This is a genomic window from bacterium (assembly GCA_023150945.1).
Lineage (GTDB): Bacteria > Zhuqueibacterota > Zhuqueibacteria > Zhuqueibacterales > Zhuqueibacteraceae > Coneutiohabitans.
The window spans coordinates 37,572-59,607 of the sequence record JAKLJX010000029.1 but is presented as its reverse complement, the minus strand read 5'-3'; the positions used below and the strand labels follow the sequence as shown (position 1 = coordinate 59,607).

The 22,036-nt window shown below is 61.5% G+C and carries 6 protein-coding genes; 2 read left to right on the top strand and 4 right to left on the bottom strand.

All coding sequences use genetic code 11. The annotated features are described in order from the left end of the window. Window positions 1-305: 305 nt before the first annotated feature. Window positions 306-1,535, top strand: a complete 1,230-nt coding sequence (locus L6R21_24955; GenBank protein ID MCK6562462.1) for a T9SS type A sorting domain-containing protein — start codon at window positions 306-308, stop codon at window positions 1,533-1,535. Window positions 1,536-2,833: 1,298 nt separating this feature from the next. Here the strand turns inward: L6R21_24955 and L6R21_24950 are convergent. Next, complete coding sequence (locus tag L6R21_24950) at window positions 2,834-6,307, bottom strand: amino acid adenylation domain-containing protein (protein MCK6562461.1); 3,474 nt, start codon at window positions 6,305-6,307, stop codon at window positions 2,834-2,836. Window positions 6,308-6,440: 133 nt separating this feature from the next. Here L6R21_24950 and L6R21_24945 point away from each other — a divergent pair, with 133 nt between their 5' ends. Then, the gene (locus L6R21_24945; GenBank protein MCK6562460.1) at window positions 6,441-6,680 is read left to right on the top strand and encodes a hypothetical protein; all 240 of its coding nucleotides are present in this window, start codon (window positions 6,441-6,443) and stop codon (window positions 6,678-6,680) included. 271 nt (window positions 6,681-6,951) lie between these two features. Here the strand turns inward: L6R21_24945 and L6R21_24940 are convergent, their stop codons facing one another. The 3 genes from L6R21_24940 to L6R21_24930 all read right to left on the bottom strand — a co-directional run bounded on the left by L6R21_24940 (window position 6,952) and on the right by L6R21_24930 (window position 22,035). Continuing rightward, window positions 6,952-15,603, bottom strand: coding sequence for an amino acid adenylation domain-containing protein (locus L6R21_24940; GenBank protein ID MCK6562459.1), 8,652 nt, complete (start codon window positions 15,601-15,603; stop codon window positions 6,952-6,954). A 117-nt stretch (window positions 15,604-15,720) separates the two neighbouring features. Continuing rightward, the gene (locus tag L6R21_24935) at window positions 15,721-17,184 is read right to left on the bottom strand and encodes an ATP-binding protein (protein ID MCK6562458.1); all 1,464 of its coding nucleotides are present in this window, start codon (window positions 17,182-17,184) and stop codon (window positions 15,721-15,723) included. Between the two features lie 36 nt (window positions 17,185-17,220). Then, complete coding sequence (locus L6R21_24930; protein MCK6562457.1) at window positions 17,221-22,035, bottom strand: type I polyketide synthase; 4,815 nt, start codon at window positions 22,033-22,035, stop codon at window positions 17,221-17,223. Between the last annotated feature and the right edge of the window lies 1 nt (window position 22,036).

Below are 22,036 nucleotides of genomic sequence, written 5' to 3'. Positions count from 1 at the left end.
CTTACATGAATGAAACGCGGAAGCCTGGCTTTGCAGCTATTGCCTGTCCGGCAAGCGACCTCATTCTCCCGCAAGCGGCACGGCCGCGGCGCGCAACGCCTGCCGTTCAAGAATTACCGGCTGGCTTTGCCGCTTTCACACAAAACCGTAAAGCGCCCCGCGGCCGGCACTGCGCTCTGGCCTCGACTTTGCACGGCGTTTCCGTTGCTGCAGTGATGGACCTTGCTGCTGCCAGGCCAGGCAGGCAAAACGGTGCGGCAGCGGTGATCGCTGACCTTCACATTCTCAACTCAGGAGCGTTCTTCATGTGGAAGTGTGGCTTTCTCAATCTGGCGCTTTGGCTGTTCGCCCTGGCACCGGCTTTTGCCGCCGTGCAGGAACGTGAAATCGCGCCGCGCGCCACCGATAATCAAATCGACAAATGGAATGACAATCACATCGTGTGTTTCGACCCGGCGGCCACGCCCCGCAACCGCTTGTTCGTCTTCCTGCCGGGCTCGCATCTCAATGCGAGCGACTATCAACTCCTCACCCAAGTGGCGGCCGAGGCCGGCTTGCATGCGATCAGCTTGAACTATCCCAATTCCTGGACGGTGAATTTCGATCTTTGCGACAACGTCAATGACGCGAGCTGCTACGAGTCCTGCCGGCTGGAAATCATCGACGGCATTGACCGCACCACGCGCGTCGAGGTCAACCGGGCAAACTCCATCGAGAACCGTCTGCTCAAGCTGCTGCTTTACCTCGACAAGAACTTCCCGCAGGAAGGCTGGGGGCAATATGTCAAAGGCGGCGAAAGTCTGGTTTGGGAAAAGATGATCGTCGGCGGCCATTCGCAGGGCGGCGGCCATTCCGGCGTCATTGCCCACCATCATCGGCTGGAACGCGTGCTGTTTTTTGCCGGCGGTGAAGACGGCAGCATGACCACCGGCTTGGCGCCGTGGATCAACCTCAACAATGCCACGCCGCCCGCAGGTTACTACGGTTTCACCCATGCGGATGACAATCTCTTTGGCCGGCAGACGGTCTGGAACATTTGGGGCATGTTTGCCTTCGGCAGTCTGGTAACGGTGGACAACACGCCGGCGCCGTTTCAAGGGTCGCACACGCTGGTGAGCCGGCGTAAAGTCAGCGACGCGCATCAAAGCGTGGCAGTGGACAGCAAGACGCCCAAGGTCAACAATCAGCCCGCGTATGCGGAAGTGTGGCGCTACATGATGGTTGGCGGCACGGTTTCCACCGGCGTCGTGCAGGAGGCCAGCGCTCCGCCCGCCTCGTTTTGGCTCGAACAAAACCATCCCAACCCCTTCAATCCCGCCACGACGATTCGCTTTGCGGTTCCGAGCGATCAGTTCGCCACTTTGAAAGTCTATGACAATCTCGGCAAGCTCGTCGCCACGCTGGTCCATGGCATGGTGAAAGCCGGCCAGCACAGCGTGGTGTTCGATTCGACCGGGCTGGCCAGCGGCTTGTATTGGTATCGCCTGGAAACTGCGGAGGGATTACTGCAGAAGTCGATGCAACTGGTGAAATGATGTGCCGTTGATCCCCCGCTTGCTTTCTACGCGACGCTCAGCCACGGCTCCGGCCGTGGCTTTTTTGCGTCTGTTCGAAAACGTTCCGACCGTGACTGAGTCGAGGTCGCCAAAACTTCGAGCGCCGTGGAGACTCTGAAACCTGCAATGCAACGGCCGACACCGGATTTCAGACAAGTTGAAATCCGAAGCCTGCGGGCAGGAATAAGGCCGATTCGTACACTTTTGTCAGGCGCGATGTATCCACCACCACTGTCATCCAGTAAGGATCTTGTGAAGATTTGGGCACACTCCCGTGTCATTCACCTCAAAAGCTCACCGCCGAGAAGGACTCTCTTGATTTCAAAACTCTGCGCTCGCCACGTCGCCGCAGTTCAATAGTTTGCCTTGAGGTGAAGAATCTTTCAGAATTTCATTCTGGCTTTGAGCGCCTTGTGGCCTACCCCGATTTGCAGACAGGCTGCAAAGCAAAGCTTCTGCGAAGCAGCAAATAACTGTTCGGCAAAACTCGGTGTCTTCGGTGACCGTCGGCGATAAAGTCTTTCCACCGAAATGCGCTGAAGTCACCGAGCATCGCCAGAAAAGCTTTGGCAGGATGATTCATCGGCAGAATTGTTTCCAATCGTTCTGCCAACAAATTATTCCGCCATAAACTTTCAGAATTCTATTCTAACTTTGAGCGCCTTACGGCCAAGCCGTTGCGGAACGATTTTGTCAGTGCCCGCTCGAAGATGTTCCACCCTCGGCTGGGCCAAGGTTGCCGGAACTGCGAGTATCGTGAACGCGCTGAGGTTTCTAATGCAACGGCCAAGCCGTTGCGAAACACTTCTGTTGGATGGCCGATGAGGTTCCACCCTCGGCTGGGCCAAGGTTGCCAGAACTGCGAGTATCGTGAACGCGCTGAGGTTTCTAATGCAACGGCCAAGCCGTTGCGGAACACTTCTGTTGGATGGCCGATGAGGTTCCACCCTCGGCTGGAACGAGGTTGCCGGAACTGCGAGTATCGTGAACGCGCTGAGGTTTCTAATGCAACGGCCAAGCCGTTGCGGAACACTTCTGTTGGATGGCCGATGAGGTTCCAACCTCGGCTGGGACGAGGTTACCGGAACTGCGAGTATCGTGAACGCGCTGAGGTTTCTAATGCAACGGTCAAGCCGTTGCGGAACACTACTGTTGGATGGCCGATGAGGTTCCAACCTCGGCTGGGACGAGGTTGCCAAATTTTCGGCTCCCGTGGAAACCCAGAAACCTTCGATGCAACGGCCAAGCCGTTGCGAAACACTTCTGCTCTCAGCGACTTACGGCGTGGGCGCGGCCATCATCTGCTGCAATAGCGCTTCCACTTCTTCATCGGAGAGCTTCTCGACCTCGGGCATCGCGGGACGTGCGATCGGTTGAATGCGCTCCGCCGGCGCGGCGGCCAAGCCATCGGCATGTTCGGCCAGATACGCCGCCAATCCGGCAATGGTCGCTTCTTCGAAAACGCGGCGCAGCGGCACCGGCACGCCGAAAACCTGCCTGAGCCGCGTGACGAGCTGGGTGGCCAGCAGCGAGTGGCCGCCGAGATGGAAGAAGTTGTCGAACACGCCGATGCGCTCATGCTGCAGCAATTCGCGCCAGATTGCAGCAATCTTTTCCTCGCGGGCATCGCGCGGGGCAACATATTCGGTTTCCCGCTCGCTTGCGGACAGCTCCGGCCGCGGCAGCGCGCGGCGATTCACTTTGCCGTTGGGGGTAAGCGGAAAACTTTCCAGGAAGACGAAGGCCGCCGGCAGCATGTAGTCCGGCAGGCTCTCCCGCAGCCACTGCCGCAATTCACTCGCACTGGGCGCCGCGGCCTTGTCCGGAACGAGATAAGCCACCAATCGCTTGTCGCCCGGCGTGTCCTCGCGCGCGATCACGGCCACCTGCTTGACCTGCGTATGCCGGGCGAGCACGGTTTCGATTTCACCCAGTTCGATGCGAAAGCCGCGAATCTTCACTTGCTGATCGATGCGGCCGATGAACTCGATCGCGCCGTCGGCGAGATAGCGCGCCAGATCACCGGTACGATACAGCCGCTCGCCGAGCTGCGCGGCCAGCGGGTGAGGAATGAATTTCTCCGCGGTCAAATCCGGCCGGTGCAAGTAGCCGCGCGCCAACCCCTCGCCGCCGAGGTACAATTCTCCCGGAATGCCGATGGGCGTGGGATTGAGCGCCGCGTCCAAAATGTAAACTTGCGTGTTGGCAAGCGGGCGGCCAATGGCAATGAAACCGCCGGCAGCCTGTTCGACTTTTTGCAGGGTCGACCAAATCGTGGTCTCAGTCGGTCCGTACAGATTCCACAGCTCGGCGCAGCGCGGCAGCAGCGCCTGCGCCAGCTCGCCCGGCATGGCCTCGCCGCCGCACAAGATTTTCAACGCAGGGCTCTTCTGCCAGCCTGCGGCCAGCAACAGCCGCCAGGTGGCCGGCGTCGCCTGCATGAGGGTGGCCTGTGATTCCTCGAGCAACTGCAGCAGGGCCGCCCCATCGCTGGCGGTCTCGCGGCTGGCAATGACGACGCGGCCGCCGACGATCAGCGGCAGGAACAACTCCAGGCCCGCAATGTCGAAGGAGAGCGTGGTGACGGCCAGCAGCACGTCATCGGCCTGCATGCCCGGCGCCTCCCGCATCGACTCCAGAAAATTCACCACTGCGCCTTGCAGCACTTGCACGCCTTTGGGTTTGCCGGTGGAGCCGGAGGTGTAAATCACATAGGCGAGATGCTGCGGCGTGGCCAGGCGCCCGGGATTGTCCTCGCGTTGGCCGGCAATCGCTTGCGCCTCTGCTTCCAGGCAGAGCACGGCCGCGCGGTGTTGCGGCAGCGCTGCGCGCAAGGATTGCTGCGTGAGCAGAACTGCCGCCTTCGAATCTTCCAGCATGTAAGCCAGCCGGTCCGGCGGAAAAGCAGGATCGAGCGGCACGTAGGCACCACCGGCTTTGTGCACCGCCAGCAGGGCAATCAACATCTCCAGCGAGCGTTCCAGGCACACGCCCACCAGGCTTTCAGGCCCGACGCCCCAAGCGCGCAGATGGTGGGCAAGCTGATTGGCGCGGCGATTCAATTCTGCGTAAGTGATGGTCTGCCCGTCATACTCCGCGGCAAGACGATCGGGCGCAGCCGCGGCCCGGGCTTCGAACAACTCATGCACGCAGCGGTCGCGGGCATAATCGCGGTGCGTGGCGTTCCAATCGACCAGCAGCTTGCGGCGCTCGGAAGCGGTAAGCAACGGCAGTTCGGAGAGACGTTGATCGGGATCCTCGGCAATGCTGCGCAACAGCGTGAGAAAGTGATGCAGCATGCGCTCGATGGTTTCCGCCTTGAAGAGATCGGAGTTGTACTCCAGGCTGCCGCGCAGCCGCTCCTGGCCGTCGAACAGGCTCAGGGTCAAATCGAATTTGGCGGTGCCGGCTTGAAAATCGATCTGGCTCACCTCCAGGCCGGGCAGCGAGGTGGTGGGCACCGGCGTATTCTGAAAAATGAACATCACCTGAAACAGCGGGGAGTGACTGAGATCGCGATCGGGCTGCAGCATTTCCACCAGCCGCTCGAACGGCACGTCTTGATGGGCATAGGCACCGAGCGCCACTTCCTTCACGCGCTGCACCAGCTCGCGAAACGTGGGATCGCCGGACAGATCGCCGCGATACACCAGCGTGTTCACGAAGAAGCCGATAAGCGGTTCAGTCTCGACGCGGCGGCGATTAGCGATGGGCGAACCCACGGCAAGATCGGTTTGACCGGTATAGCGGTAGAGCAGCGTTTCGAATGCCGCCAACAAGACCATGAACAGAGTCACGCCTTCTTCCAGGCACAACACCGACAAGCCTTCTTTCAGGCTGTGCGGCAAATCGAAGGGCCGGCGCCGGCCGTTGAAGGTTTGCACCGCCGGCCGGGGAAAATCGCCCGGCAATTCCAGCACCGGCACGCCGGAGAGTTGTTTGCGCCAAAATTGCGCTTGCGTTTCGAGCACCCCGCCTTGCAACCATTGCCGCTGCCACTGCGCATAATCCGCGTATTGCATGCCGAGTTCCGGCAGCGGCGAAGCCCGGCCGCCGGCATAGGCTTCATACAACGTCACCAGTTCGCGAAACAAAACGCCCAGGGACCAGGCATCAGAAATGATGTGATGCATGACCATGAGCAGGACGTGCGCGCGGCCGGACAGCCGCATCAGCGTCACGCGCAAGAGCGGGCCGGCGGAGAGCTTGAAAGGCCGGAGCGCCTCCGCCTCCGCGAGCGCGACGATTTGCTTTTCCTGCTCTGCCCGGCTCAACGCTTGCAGATCAATCTCCTCGAGGGGCAGCGGCGCGGGCGGCGCGATGATTTGCCGGGGCTGGCCGCTGACCTCGGCGAAGGCGGTGCGCAGGCCTTCGTGGCGGCGGAAAATTTCATTCAGGCTTCGTACCAGCGCGGTTTCATCGAGGCGGCCGGTCAGGCGCAGGGCGAGCGGAATGTTGTAGGCCGGACTTTCCGGGTCGAGTTGATCGAGCACCCACAAGCGCTGTTGCGCGAACGACAGCGGCAGGTCGCCCTCACGGGAAAGGCGTGCGAGCGGCGGCGGCTGGTCGGCGGGCCGGGGCGTGGCGGTTTCCTGCAGGAATGCCAAAATCTCCGCCTTGCGCCGGCTCAATTCCGCGCGCAATTCATCGGTCAAGGCGCCTTTGGGTGCGTTGAGGTGCAGCTTGTCGCCTTCCACGCCGAGGTGGATGTTGCGCGAACGAAGGTGGGAGAGAAATTCGATGGTTGACATGCGATTAATCTTGAGTTGCAAATAATGCCATGAAGATTTACTCTGGCAGTGTATTGATGCCAGCCGGACCGTTGCCCATCACAGTGCAACCGTGAACCGGCGAGAGGGTGGATTGGACAATGACACATGTCGCTTGACCAAGGAGGATAACCATATGACTCCTCTGCTTTCCCAAGCCTTCAGCAAAGCCGGGGTGCTGCCCGAGGCACTGCAGGAACAGCTCGCGCAACAACTGCTCGACGATATCGAAGCCGAGCTGAAATGGGATCGAACACTTGAAGCATCTCAAGAAGCACTCAGCAAACTGGCGAACAAAGTTGCCGCAGACCGCACGGCCGGCCGGATCAAGAAAATGGTGTTTGATGAGCCATGAAATCGATCCTGACCTTCGATTTCATCAAGTGCTTTCGCAAACTCCCACCCCGAATCCAACGACAGGCGCGAAAAAGCTACAGACTTTGAGCAGCAAGTCCGTCTCATCAAAGCCTCGCTTTCAAAAAGGTCCATCGCACGAAACCGAGCTAGCCGGTTATTATCGCGATCGGATGGCGAGCCCCGGGATTGCGACAGAGAAATACAATCACATGGTTTTGGATCGGTTCGCACGCGCACTATGAAGCAATCGTTTCCCGCCTTTGACCCGGTCAAATTTCGATCTCTTCCCGCTCCCCCAACAACTCCTCCTGAGATTCACTTTCACGCCGGCTCGCCCAGCGGATCGTCTCGATCCGATCGGCCAATTCTGCCACGGTTTTGGCCTCGAACAGCGTGCGCACGGGCAAATTGATCTGCATCGCATTCTGAATGCGCGAGACCACCTGCGTGGCGAGCAGCGAATGGCCGCCGAGTTCGAAGAAGCCGTCATGCACGCCGATTTGCTCCAGGCGCAGCACTTCCCGCCAAATCGCGGCGACTTGCGCTTCGACCTCGGTGCGCGGCGCCACGAACGCAGCCGCGGCTTCGCTGCGCCGCCTCTCCGGCTCCGGCAGCGCGCGCCGATCGACCTTGCCGTTGGGCGTCAGCGGAAAGCTCTCCAGCAACACGAAGGCCGAGGGAATCATGTATTCCGGCAGCCGCTCTTGCAGGAACGAACGCAGCTCGCTCACCGCCGGCGCGTCGCCCGCGGCGATCAAATATGCCACCAACCGGTTTTCCCCGGAAGCATCCGCGCGCGCCATGACCACCACTGCCTGCACCGCGGCATGCTGCGCCAGCGCGGTTTCAATATCACCCAACTCGATGCGAAAGCCGCGTACCTTCACCTGATGATCGAAACGGCCGAGGAATTCGATCACGCCGTCGGGACGAGAGCGGCACAAATCGCCGGTGCGGTAAACGCGCGCATCCTGCGCGGCGCTGAAGGGATGCGGAATGAACTTCTCCGCGGTCAGCTCCGGCCGCTTGAGATAGCCGCGCGAGAGTCCCGCGCCGCCGATCAACAACTCGCCGGGCACGCCGAGCGGCACGGGATTCAGATGCGCGTCGACGATATACATGTCAGTGTTTGCGATCGGCCGGCCAATCGGCACGATACCCTTTGCCGCTTCGACTGCGAGCAGCGAAGACCAAATCGTGGTCTCGGTCGGGCCGTACATGTTCCACAACGAGGCGCAGCGCGCCAGCAGGTCTTGGGCAAGCTCGGCCGGCAGCGCTTCCCCGCCGCAAAGAATCTTCAAATTCGGTGTCTCGTTCCAGCCGGCGGCAAGCAGCAGGCGCCAGGTTGCCGGCGTGGCCTGCATAACCGTTGCCTGCGATTCGTGCAGCAAGCGCAACAGTGCCGCGCCGTCCGCGGCGGTCTCCGCGTCGGCGAGCACGAGGCGGCCGCCCTGCACCAACGGCAGATACAGCTCGAGACCGGCGATGTCGAAGGACAGCGTGGTCACGGCCAGCAACACGTCGTCGCTGGTGAAGCCCGGTTCCTTCGCCATGCTGCTGAGGAAATTCACCACGCTGCGATGCTCGATCTGCACGCCTTTGGGTCGGCCGGTGGAGCCGGACGTGAACAGCACGTAGGCGAGATGAGGCGGGCCGACGTGCGACACGGGGTTGTCCGCTCTGGCCGCAGCACTGGCGCCGTTGTGCCGGCCGTTTTCTTTGAACAAGGATTCCAGGCACACGACCTGGGCCTGATGCGGCGGCAGAGTGGCGAGCAGCTTTTCCTGCGTGAGCAACACCGGCGCGGCCGAGTCTTCCAGCATCATCGCCAGGCGTTCGGTGGGAAAATTGGGATCGAGCGGCACATAGGCGCCGCCGGCCTTGAGAATCCCGAGCAGGCCGATCACCATCTCCAGTGAGCGTTCAACATAAATCCCGACCAGCACCTCCGGACCGACACCCAAGCTTTGCAGATGGTGTGCGACGCGGTTGGCGCGGCGATTCAACTCGGCATACGAAAGCGTCTGTGCACCGAAGGTCACGGCAGCGGCCTCGGGTGTTTTTTCCACCTGCGCTTCGAACCAGTGGTGGATGCAATGCTGGTGCGGAAAGGCGGCGGCGGTGTTGTTCCACTCGACCAGCATTCTGCGCCGCTCCTCCTCCGCGAGCAACGGTACTTCGCTGAGCCGCAGGCCGGGATTGCGCACCACGGCCTCGAGCACGTTGCGATAATGCGCCAGCAGGCGTGCGATGGTCGCGGCTTCGAACAAATCGGTGTTGAACTCCAAATCGCCGCTCAGGCCGTCGGCACGATCGAACAGCGAGAAGCGCAGATCGAACTTGGCGGTCGCGCTGTCGATATCCGCCGAGCTCACGCTCAGACCCGCCATTTCCGGCAGCTCGAGATCCAAGTTCTGCAGAACGAACATCACTTGAAAAAGCGGGCTGCGGCTGGGATCGCGTTCGACGTGCAGGGCCTCGACCAACTTCTCGAACGGCACATCCTGGTTGTTGTAAGCGTTCAGCGTGACTTCCCGCACCCGCTGCAGGACTTCGGCGAAGGTGGGATCGCCGTCGAGGTTGGTGCGCAGCACCAGCGTGTTCACGAAAAAGCCGATGATGTTCGCAATGCCGGGATGATTGCGGTTGGCGATGGGCGAGCCGACGATGATGTCCGGCGCGCCGCTGTAGCGCTGCAACAGCACTTTGAAAGCGGCGAGCAGAGTCATGAACGGCGTCACCTGATGCGTGCGGCTCAATTGGCGGGCTTGTTCCGCCAACTCGCGCGGCCAGGAGAAACACACGCGATCGCCATTCGGGGTCAGCACCGCAGGGCGCGGCCGGTCAGTGGGAAGCTGCAACGGCGCGGGGTTGTCGCCGAGCGCGCCGCGCCAATAGGCGATTTGCTGCGCCAGCGTTTCACCCTGCAGCCAGTTGCGCTGCCAAACGGCGTAGTCGACGTAATGCAGCTCCAACTCCGGCAACGGCGAGGGCCGGCCTTGCACGAAGGCGCTGTAGAGCGCGCCCAGTTCCCGCGTGATGATGCCGAGCGACCAGCCGTCGCTGATGATATGATGCATCGGCATGAGCAGCAGATGCTCATCCGGCCGCAGGCGGAAAAGCTCGCAGCGGATCAGCGGGCCGTGGACGAAGTCGAAGGGCGCGCGTACCCTCTCCCGGCCGAGGCGTTGGGCTTCGGCTTCGCGCTGCGCCTCTGGGAGCGCTTGTAAATCGGTGATCACCAGCGGAATCTGCCGGCTGGCTGCGATGTGCTGCACCGGCTCGCCGGCAACGGCGGTAAAGGTCGTGCGCAAGCTTTCATGACGGCGCACGATCTCCTGCAAGGCGCTTTCCAGCGCGTCCATCTGCAATGCACCGCGCAAGCGCAGGGTGAGCGGAATGTTGTACATCGGGTTGCCGGGTTCGAACTGTTCGAGAAACCACAGCCGTTGTTGCGCAAAGGAGAGCGGCATCGCCTCCGTGCGCGGCACCGGCTGCAGCGGCGGTTCCTCCGGAGGCGCCACCTCCGGCGCAGTTTCCACGGGGACGAAGTTTTCCGGCAACTCATACTGCAGTTCCTTCGCCACCCGGCGCGCAAAACTGCACAAGCGGCGCTCGAGCCGGACTTGACGCCAGGCCTCGCCCAGTTCCTTGTCGATTTTGCTGCGCTTGCTGAAATTGGGATCTCCGATCGCCAGCGCCTGGCCGCTCAAGCCGTCGGTCATGCGGTTGCCGGCGTAGGGATTGACCAACGCCGCGCTGTATTCCAACCCAAGAAATTCACAAATGCCGGCAGTGATGCGCTCCGGCTCCGCGACCATCTCTTCATAGCGCACGAACTGAAACCGCCCGGGGCCGGCCAGCTCACCGAGCTCGAGCGCATTGCTGTTGCCGTTTGCCCAGACCAGCTCGGCGTGCAACTGGCGGTCGCCGCCGAGTTCGATCGAGAGGTTGCCCATCTCGTTGCGCAGGTAGGACTCGATCACGGCATAGGGATGGCGATGGAGGAAAAGATAGCGCGGCTGCTCGAACATCTCTTCGGCGCGGCGCAGCGCTTCGAAGTCCGCCACATACGTCGGTGATTTATCCACCAGGATGCGCGGGTGGGCCAACTCCTGCAGCATGGCATACACCTGCTGCGTCGTCACGTTCTTTGCGACCAGCTCGGTAATCAGGGCTTTGGATTCCTCGGCGCTGATCTGTTGCAATTCCATGAAGGCGCGCTGCAATCCCTCTTCGAGCACGGTCAGCCGCAAGGCTGCGTGCCATTCGCCCATCGTGCCGAAGAGCAACAAGTGCAGCTCGGGCGGCGCAAACAGGCGCGGATGCCCGGCCAGCATGACACGAAACAAAGTCGACCCGGAGCGCGGACAGGAAAGCAGAAAAATCATGCTGGGATTGCGCTGCGTCACCGGCGGAAAGGAGATCGCGCGCTGCGGCCGCAGCAACCCGGCCAGGGAATGATCCGGCGGGTTGGTACTGCCAGATGACAGGCCCTCGCGCTGGTTGAGCGTGAGGGTGAGATAATCGATGATCGCGCCGATGGTCGGGCGGCGATGCACTTCGCGCACCGAAGGCTTGTAGCCGAAGTCGCGCTGCAGATAATTCGCCAATTCCATCGCCATCAGCGAATCGAGGCCAAGCTCGAAGATCGTACGCTCCGGTGTGATCTCCGCCGGTGCCATGCCCAGGATGCGGCCGATGGTGCTGCGCAGATAGTCGGCCATGAAGCCGGAACGTTGTTCCGGCGGCAGCGCCTTGAATTGCTCGATGGGTTTGCGTGGCACGCCCTCGCTGCTGGTTCCTGCCGGCGGGAGGGCGGCCAGCTCTGAAAGCAAAGGCGGCAGGCGATGCGCGAACTGCCGGCCGAGCTTTTGCCAGTCCATGCGTAATACCGCCACCTGCGCAGAGTTGGAATGGGAAAAAAGCCGTGCGAGCGCGTGCAGGCCTTGTTGCGGAGTCAGAGATTGCAAGCCGGCGGCGCTGCGCTGGCGCGCATGTTGGGTTCCAACTGCAGCCGCCATTCCGGCGGCACGCCACGGCCCCCAGTTGATCGACAATGCCGGCAAACCGCAGGCGCGGCGATAATGCGCGAGATGATCCATGAAAGCATTGGCAGCGGCGTAGTTCGCCTGCCCGGCAGCCGGCAGCAGCGCGGCCGCGGAGGAAAACAGCACAAAGAAATCGAGCGGCATGCCGGCGGTGAGCACGTGCAGATTCCACGCGCCCTTCACTTTGGGCGCCAGCACCTCACTGAAGCGCGACCAATCCTGCTGCAGGATCAGTCCGTCCGCCAGCACGCCGGCGGCATGCACGACGCCGCGCAGCGGCGGCAGCTCATGATCGATTTCATCGAACAACATGGCGAGCTGCACTTCGTCCGCCACGTCGCAGCGGGCAACCATAACCTTCACCCCGCGGCTTTCGAGCTGCTTGACGACCTCCTGCGCCTCGGTTGCAGGCGGCCGGCGGCTGACGAGCACGAGATTTTTCGCGCCGCGGCCGGCCAGCCATTGCGCCACCTGTAAGCCCAGGCTGCCGAGGCCGCCGGTGATCACGATCGTTCCCGGAGAAGCAGCTCCACCCTCCGCCCAGCCGCCGAGGGCCGCCCCGCCACCGCCGGATGCCGCCCCTTCTGTTTCAGACACGAGACGCGACACATAACGCACACCGTGACGAAAAGCCACTTCATCTTCGCCGTCTGCGTGAGTGATGGCAGCAAGCAAGGTGGCAGCGTCACGCTCGGAGGCGACGAAATCCAAATCGATCATGCCGCCCCACAGCTCGGGCAGCTCCGGCCGCAATGCTCTGGCCATGCCGAACAACGGCGCGGGCGAGAGACGCAGGGTTTGATCATTCAGCTCCACGGCTTGTGCGCCGCGGGTGACGAGCCAGAGTTTGGCCTGTTCGGCGCCGGCCCGGTCCGCGAGCTTTTGCGTAAGTGTCAGCACACTGCCCCAAGTCAGCGCATTGGTGTAGTCGAACGCCGCGGCACTGAACTCATCGGTGGGCGGGGCGTCGAGACTCCACAAATGCACAATCGCCAGCGTGCCCGTTGCTGGTGCCGGCCAGGCAGCCGGGAGTACGCGCTCGAAATCTTCGGCACGCCGCGGATTGATGATGAAATTGCGTTCATCGACGCGGCGAAAACCCGGGCCGTGTGCAACGAGTGTCCAGGGCTGGCCCTGCTCCTGCAGCCGCTTTGCCAGCGCGGCGCCCACGTGACTGCGATCGGCAAAAATGAGCCAGCCCGCAGGGCTGGGTGCGTTCCGGGTTGATTGCACGAACGGCTGGCTTTGCCACTCGATTTCATAGAACCAGTTCTCCGGCTGCTCACGCTTCACGGTGGGCCGGTCGATCCAATAGCGCTCGCGCTGAAACGCATAAGTCGGCAGAGTCACGCGGCGGCGGGCGGCGCGCTGGTCGAGGTTTTCCCAGGCAAGGCTCGCGCCGCTGACGTACAGCGTGGCCAGCGCGGTCAGCAAGTGGCGTTGCTCGCTCCGGCCTCTGCCGCATGAAGTCACCCAGCGAATGTCATTCTGTGGGAGAAGAGCGCGGCCGAGGCGGGTCAATATTGGTCGCGGCCCGAGTTCGAGAAAGTGCCGGCAGCCGAGTTCATGGGCGGAACGCAGCGAAGCGGCGAAACGAACAGCAGCACGCAGATGGCGGCACCAGTAGTCTGCATCGGGAGTTTCTGCGCCGTCAAATGGTTTGCCGGTGAGGGTGGAAATCCACGTCACTTCCGGCGCGTGATAGACGATCGCGCGCGCCGTGGCTTCGAATGAAGCCAGCAGCGGCTCCATTAGCGGTGAGTGCAGCGCTTGCCGCACGCGGCCGGCAGCCACTGCGAGCTGCAGACCATCTGCAAGACTGAACACTCCTGCGATGCAGGCAGCCACATACTCGCCCGTCTTATGACCAATCACCAGCGCCGGCGCGATGCCCCAGGAACGCCACAACTCGGCGAGCGCATACTCCAGCGCGAACAGCGCCGGCTGGGCGTAGGTGGCTTGATACAGCCAGTGATCAGTGGACACTGAGGACTGATCACTGTTCACGAATAACTGTTCATTGAACAAAATCGAAAGCAGCGGCTTGTCTAAATGCGGTCGCAGCAGGGTGTCGCATTTTTCCAGGGCGGCGCGAAACACCGGCTGGCTCTCATAGAGCTGCCGGCCAATGCCGATTGGCAACGCATGGTTACCGGAGAAAAGAAAGGCGAGCGACGGCGGGGTGGCACTTTTCGCCCGGCCTTGCACGAGACTGCCGGCCGGCTTGCCGGCAGCCAGGGCCGCGAGTTGCGCGGCGGCTGCAGAAGGCGAGTCCGCCACCACGGCCAGCCGATGTTCGAAATGCGCGCGGCCCACGTGGCTGGTGTGACAGAGATCCGCCAGTGCCTGTTCCGGTTGGTTGGCGCAATGCGCTGCGTAGCGATCCGCCAGCGCGAGCAGCGCCGCCTCGTTCTTGGCGGAGAGCGTCAACACGTGTAAGTCCGGCGGCGGCGGCGCTGCGGCCGGTTTATCCTGCGGCAGCGGTGCCTCTTCCAACACCACGTGCGCATTCGTGCCGCTGAAGCCAAAGGCATTGACGGTGGCCAGGCGCGGTTTTTCGGCTCTGGGCCAGGGCCGGCCCTGCGCGGCAATCACGATGGGCGCATCCGCCAGCGCGATGTGCGGATTCAGACTCTTGAAATGCAGATGCGGCGGAATCGCTTCATGCTGCAACGCGAGCACGGTTTTGATCAACGCCGCGATGCCGGCCGCCGGCTCCAAATGACCGAGATTGGTCTTGACTGAACCGACATAAAGCGGATGATCGAGACGGCGGCCGGGCACCATCACTTCCAAGATTGAACGCATCTCGATGGGATCCCCGAGCGCGGTGCCGGTGCCGTGCGCTTCGAGATAGTCGACTTGCGCGGGCGCAACACCTGCCAGCTCGAGCGCGCGCTGCATCACCGCCACTTGCGCGCGGCCGTTGGGCGCGGTCAAGCCGTTGCTGCGGCCGTCTTGATTCACCGCCGAGCTGCGAATGACCGCGAGAATGTTGTCGCCCTCCGCGACCGCATCGCGCAACCGCTTGAGTACGACCATGCCGCAGCCTTCGCCGCGCACGTAGCCGTCCGCGGCCGCGTCAAACGATTTGCAGCGTCCGTCAACCGCGAGCATGTGCGCCTTGCAGAGATTGATGGTGATCTCGGGTGCGAGAATCACGCTCACGCCGCCGGCCACCGCGAGGCGGCATTCACCATTGCGCAAGGCCTGGCAGGCGAGATGCACGGTCACCAGCGAAGAGGAGCACGCCGTGTCCACCGCGAGATTGGGGCCGTGCAGGCCGAAGAAATAGGACAGCCGGCCGGAGGCGATGCTCAAGGCATTGCCGGTGGCGGAGTGCGAATCGATCTCTTCGGGAGCGCCCGCCTTGGCGTGCATCTGGCCGTAGTCGTTGGTGCTGATGCCGACGAACACGCCGGTGGCGCTGCCGTTGAGTTTGTCGGGCGCGAGACCGGCATGCTCGAACGCCTCCCAGGTGGTTTCGAGCAGGAGGCGCTGTTGCGGATCGAGGCTCATGGCTTCGCGCGGGGAGATGCCGAAAAAGCGCGCGTCGAACTTATCGAGGTCGTCAAGAAACGAGCCGTGACGGCAGTACATCTTGCCGGGCGCTTCGGGATCGGGATCGTAGTACTCTTCGAGATCCCAGCGCTCGGGCGGCACCTCACGAATCGCGTCCACGCCATTCTGCAACAGCCGCCAAAACGATTCGGGATCATGGGCGCCGCCGGGAAAACGGCAGCCGATGCCGATGATCGCGATCGGTTCGGTGCGTTCGCGTTCCACGGCATCCAGCCGGCTGCGCAGCTCGCGAATGGCCAGCAACGCCCGCTGGGAGGGGGAGAGGTTGTCAAGCTCTTTCTCGGGCACAGCGACATCCTTTCGTGCAAAGTCCAAGACCCCAAAAGCCATGGTTCAGTCTAAGAATGAATTACATAGTGCAATTAAGGCCTGAGAACTCGGACCACATTCAAGTTCAATCCGGCCTCAATCATCTGAAGAAAGTTCAATGGTCCGAAACAGATCATCAAATGAATCTGGCTGCAACGCCCACCTGTACGCAGGGTGAATTTCCCACTTGTATCCAAAGTCAGCAAAACTGGTACTCAAATACCTGCTCTCTTCAAAATACTTTCGCTCAATAAGACCGTCGGGCAGTTCCTTCCTCGCCGTCAAGAAATTGATCTTGTACAAAAATTGTGCGAGTTCTTTACGGCCAGCCTCAACTCTGTTAGCAAACCTGAACTTTCCGGACTGCTGAATATTGTCAATCTTCTTCAATAGTTCGTCGGTGCTGAAACAATAGCTGCTCCTTGCAATTCGCTCTTTTTTGTTTGGCTTCATTCCCATAACTAGTCTAGCAATATCGGGCAGTTCTGATTTGTACTCATTAATGGCGTCTTGGATTCTACCCTGCGAATACTCCTGAAAAACATCTTCCAAATCAGTGGTTTTGATTATCGAGTGCCTTTTCGAATGAGCTACTCGAGCTGCTGCGGTGCACAACTTCACCAGATCTCGAGGTCTCTTGCGTATGAGGGACATCAGTACTCTGTGCATAGGCGCATTAGCCCAATGGCCACGTCCAGTAAACCGGGGTTCAAAAACGGACTTTAGATAGCCTGCGATGAATGGTTGCTTTTTGACTAGCAACTCTGTTTCGTCTACTCTACGTCCAAAGAATGTCTCGATGCGCTTAATTAGAAGGATGAGAATCTCGTGATTAGTCCAACTGTACCAAATCACTGAACTTTCAATTTTGTCTGTTGACTCATCTGAAGTGCGCACAAGAAAGTAAACGTCTGAACGCAGCGCAATTCGGAATTGTAACCCAGGGTTGTCACTGCTTAGGTCGCGAACTGCATTGAGCAATGCGGAAATCCGCTTGATGTCAAGTTGTTTACTCTCCCAGCCTCGGTCGAGGTCATCCAAAAAGACGGTGATTCGTCTCCTCTTCAGAAACAAATCTATGAGTCGTTCCTTTGCCGGACTCAAATCCAACTCGCTTCTCACCTTTCGAAGCGTGTCGGCAATAAAGTTTACAGTTTTCCCGACGGCAGACTGCAGACTCTCAGTCGATTGCGCATGTTGAACTCCGAAATTTTCCAGGCATTTTCTACCTACAAGATCCACCAACCCAACCTTCCAATCTCGTATCAACTCCAGCATAGATTTGTCAGTCGAAGCGAGACCTAGAATGTCATCTGGTTTGATAAGAATTGGCAGAAGGCCATTCTCCTCGTCTTCGTGTATGGCAAACTTAAGAAGGGCGGATTTTCCAATACCTTTGTGCCCCACTAGAATTCTTAGCGGGATATCGCACACAACCTGATTGTACACATTGTTCTTTATGTAGTACTCACGGAGTCTCGCTAACGGCTCATTCTCAGCAGCTTCATTGCCAAACAATCTAAGAATGTTCTCTTCACTAAACTCAAATTCTACATTCATACTTAACCTCTCACGAATTCATGGGGTTAATCAAGATTATTTCAACAGTCCTTCCAACTCACGCAATTCCGCCGCGAGCGCATCATCCACTTCCTGCTGCGACAGGTTTTGAATCTCCTGCAGCACAGCCGGCCGGGGTTGTTCCGCCGCCACGCCATTGCCGGAACTCACAGCCGGGGCCAGCACTTGGTTGGTGAGAAACTCAGCGAGGCTGGCAATCGTGGGATACTCGAACAGCAGAGTTGCGGGCAAGACCTGGCCGAGCGCCGCCGCCAGGGCGTTGCGCAGCTCGACCGCCATCAACGAATCCAACCCCAATTCTTGCAGCGGCTGGTGTGGGTCGGGGGCCTCCGCCGGGTCAATTCCCAAAACTCTACATGCTTCCGCCAGAACATGCGCAAACACCACCTGGCTGCGGTTCTTCGCCGCGGTTTTGGCAAGTTTCTCCAACAATTCCGATCGCGGCTGCGCCGCGGCAGTGAGCGGCCGGCCGCGCATTTCTTGCAGCAGCGGCGCCAGCAAGGGCGGCTCGCTGCCAGCGGGAAGACTGGTCAGCAAGGTTTGCCACTGCAGCGGCAACACGGCAATCTGCGGCCGAGTTTCCGCCCGCAAGCGCCCGAACAGGCGCAGCCCTTCCACCAGTGGAATCGGACTGATGCCCAGGCTGGCAAACCGGTTTTGGTGGGCTTCGCCGAGTGCGGCCGCCATGCCCGCTTCTGCCCACGGACCCCAGTTGATGCTCAATGCCGGCCGGCCCAAGCCGCGACGATGGTGCGCCAGACTGTCCATGAAGGCATTGGCGGCGGCGTAATTGCTCTGCCCAGGCGAACCCAACAGTGCAGCCGCGGAAGAGAACATCACGAAAAACTCCAGCGGCAGTTCCTGGGTGAGCACGTGCAAATTCCACGCGCCGGAGATTTTGGGCGCCATGACTTTGGCGAAGCTCGGCCAATCCTGCTTGAGCAGCGGCCGGTCGTCGAGCACGCCGGCGGCGTGAATCACGCCGCGCAAGGGCGGCAGCTTCTGCTGAATTTCCGCCAACACTTCGGCAAGTTGATCGGCGTTGGCGACGTCCGCCTGTTTCACCAGCACCGTCGCGCCTTTTTGTTGGAGTTCGGCAATGGCTTGCGCGGCCGGCTCGGCAGGTGGTCTGCGACTCACGAGAACGAGCTGCCGGTTGCCTTGTGCGACCAGCCACTGAGCTAGCTGCAAACCCAGACCGGCCGTGCCGCCGGTGATCAGAATCGCGCCGGGTGGTGAAGCGAGCGCGGGGCTGGCCGCACGCTCCGCCGCGGCTGCCGGCCATTCCACGCGCGCCAGCCGCGCGACGTAGCGCTGCCCCGCGCGCAACGCGACTTGATCGTCGCGATCGGCGTTACGGAGTTCTTCAGAAAGCGATTGTGCGGCGCCGGCGGTGTCAGCATCCGGATCCAAATCGACGCGCAGGCAACGCAGTTCGGGATGCTCCAGCGCCAGCGCGCGGCCCAATCCCCACAGCGCAGCGGGCGTGAGCGCCAGCGGGCCGCGCGCGGCCGGCACGGCCATGGCGCCGCGCGTGATCAGGCACAGACGCGGCGGCGCCGTCATTTTCGCCAGGCTTTGCGCGAGAAACAGCGCGCTGCCGCACACCCGCTGCTGGCCGGCCTCGAGTTGCACCGAGAAATTTTCAATCAGCCGTTCATCATCCAGGCTCCACAGATGAATCACGGCACGCAACGGCGCGGCTGCCGCTGCGGAGGCTTCCTGCAGAAGTCGCTGGTATTGGCCGGCATCCTGCAGCGCCAGCCGAAACACGCCGGCGGCGCTGCGCTCATATTTTTCGCCCGGCAAAACCACCAGGCATGATTCGCCGGCCTGCTCCAATGCAGCTTTCAAGGCGAAGCCCAGCCCGCCCTGATCCGCAAAAATGAGCCACACGCCGGGTTGAGCCGGCGGCGCCTGCGGCGCAAGCGGTTGCGGCTGCCAGGCAAGCTCGAAGAGCCAGTCGTCACTCTGCGGCCGCGCCTCGCTCGCGGCAATCGCCACGGTTTTGGCAGGCGTGCTCGGCGGCGCCAGCCAAAAGCGTTCGTGTTGAAAGGGATAGGTGGGCAGCACGACGCGGCGGCGTGGCGCCTCGCGATGGAAATCCTCCCAGTCAATTTCGACGCCATTGACGAACAGCAGGCCGAGACTCTTGAGCATTTGCTGCGTGTCGTCGTGGCCTCGGCGCAAAGAGGGAATCCAGACCGCGGCCTCGGTCGGCAGGCATTGGCTGGCCATGCCGAGCAAGGTCGGATGCGGCCCGATTTCAAGGAAGAGGCGGCAGCCCATTTCGTGCAGAGTCCGCAGTGAATCCGCGAAGCGCACGGCCTCGCGCACATGCCGGCGCCAATAGCGGCGTGGAGTGTGGCCGGCATCGAATTGCAGCGGTTTCGCGGTCAGATTCGAAATCAGTGGTATCTTGGCCGGCTGAAACTCCAGGCCGCCGGCGACCATCTCGAACTCATCGAGCATCGGCGCCATCAGCGGCGAATGAAAGGCATGCGAAACCACCAGCCTTTTCCACTTCACGCCTTCGCCATCGAAGCGCGCCAACACCGCGTGGACCGCCTCGGCCTCTCCTGAGATGACCACGTTGGCCGGGCCGTTGATCGCTGCGAGGCTCACGCGCTCGCGAAAATCCGCCAGGGCAGCGGCGACGCGTTCTTCCTCCGCAAAGATCGCTGCCATTTCGCCGTTCTGCGGCAGGACTTGCATCAAACGGCCGCGGCTGGCAATCAGCTTCAAGCCGTCCTCCAGACTCAGCATGCCCGCAATGCAGGCAGCCACGTACTCACCGACGCTGTGTCCCATCACCGCCGCGGGCTTCACGCCCCACGCGCGCCACAACTCGGCGAGCGCGTATTCAATTGCGAACAACGCCGGCTGGGTGTAGGCGGTTTGATGAAGCCAGTGATCAGTGATCAGTGATCGGTTATCAGTAGGCAGTGATGACTGATCACTGATCACTGATGACTGATTACTGAACAGAACCGCGAGCAGCGGCTTGTCCAAATGCGGCCGCAGCAGCGCGTCACATTTTTCCAAAGCCTCACGGAAAACCGCCTGAGTTTCGTAGAGCCGGCGCCCCATGTCGAGATATTGCGCGCCCTGGCCGGTGAAAAGAAAGGCGACTTTGGGCCGGCTGTTCTCCTTCGCCTGGCCGGTGACCATCTCATGCACGGATTGCTTTTCGGCAAAGGCGGCGAGCTTTTCGCGCAACGCCGGCAGGGTCACGGCCACCACACCCAGACGGTGCACAAAAGCGGAGCGGGTGGTATTGGCGGAATAACACACTTCCGCCAGCGCCGGCGCTGCAGGCTGGTGGAGAAATTCCGCATAGCGCCGGGCGAGATCACGCAACGCTTTCTCCGTTTTGGCGGAGAGCGTCAGCAACTGCATTCCGTCCGCCGCTGGCGCAGCGGCCGGCACTGCGCTGGCCGCCGGCGCTTCCTGCAGGATGATGTGCGCATTCGTGCCGCTGAAACCGAACGAGCTGACGCCCGCGAGGCGGGGACGCGCACGGCGAGGCCAGGCTTTGCCTTCCTTCAGAATCTCCAGCGGCGCGCCGCCGATCGCGACGTGAGGGTTGAGCTGCTGAAAATGCAAATGCGGCGGCAGATATTCATGATGCAGCGCCAGCGCGACTTTGATCAGCCCGGCTATGCCGGCTGCCGCTTCGAGATGGCCGATGTTGGTTTTGGCCGAGCCGACGAGCAGCGGCTGCTCGGGCGGGCGCTCACGGCACATGGTGTTGGCGAGCGCGTGCAATTCAATGGGATCGCCGAGTGCGGTGCCGGTGCCGTGCGCTTCGACGTAATCCACCTCCTGCGGCGTCACTCCGGCCTGGCTGAGCGCGGCGCGCAGCACCGCCTCTTGCGCCGGGCCGCTGGGCGCGGTCAGGCCGTTGCTGCGGCCGTCCTGGTTGATCGCCGAGCCGCGAATCAGGGCGAAGATATTGTCGCCGTCGGCCAGCGCATCGCTCAGCCGCTTGAGCACGACCATGCCGCAGCCTTCGCCACGCACGTAGCCGTCAGCGGCGGCATCGAAAGTCTTGCAGCGGCCGTCGGGCGCCAGCATGCGCGCGCGGCAGAAGTTGATGGTGGTGTCCGGCGAAAGAATCGCGTTGACGCCGCCGGCCAGCGCCAGACGGCATTCACCCAGCCGCAGACTTTGGCAGGCGAGATGAATCGTGACCAGCGAAGAGGAGCAGGCCGTGTCCACTGCCAGGTTGGGACCCTGCAGCCCGAGCACGTATGAAAGCCGGCCCGCGGCCACGCTGAAGGCATTGCCGGTCCCGCCATAGGCTTCCATTTGAGTGAGATCGGCATGGCGCATCTGCAAATGCGCATAGTCGCTGGTGCTGATGCCGACGAACACGCCGGCGTTGGTGCCGAACAGCCGCTCCGGCACGAGGCCGGCATGTTCGAGCGCTTCCCAGGTCACTTCGAGCAGCAGGCGCTGTTGCGGATCCATGCTGAGCGCTTCGCGCGGGGCAATGCCGAAAAAGCGCGGGTCGAATTGCTCGATGCCCTCGATGAATCCGCTGCGGCGCGTGTACATTTTGCCGGGCGCCTCAGGATTGGGATCGTAGTATTCTTCGATGCTCCAGCGCTCGGGCGGCACTTCGCTGATGCCGTCGCGGCCGGCGGCAAGCAACTGCCAAAAGGCCTCGGCGCTGTTGGTTTGCCCGGGAAAGCGGCAGGCCATGCCCACGATCGCGATCGACTCGCTGCGGCTGCGCTCGAGCGCATCGAATTTCGTGCGCAATTCTTTCAGCGCCAGCAGTGCACGCTGCAGGGGAGTGAGTTGTTCGAGTCCTTCTTGCGACACG

Bases quoted from the DNA above. Each gene is read 5' to 3' on its own strand.
- L6R21_24955 (MCK6562462.1), top strand. From the start codon at position 306: ATGTGGAAGTGTGGCTTTCTCAATCTGGCGCTTTGGCTGTTCGCCCTG.
- L6R21_24950 (MCK6562461.1), bottom strand. From the start codon at position 6,307: ATGTCAACCATCGAATTTCTCTCCCACCTTCGTTCGCGCAACATCCAC.
- L6R21_24935 (MCK6562458.1), bottom strand. From the start codon at position 17,184: ATGAATGTAGAATTTGAGTTTAGTGAAGAGAACATTCTTAGATTGTTT.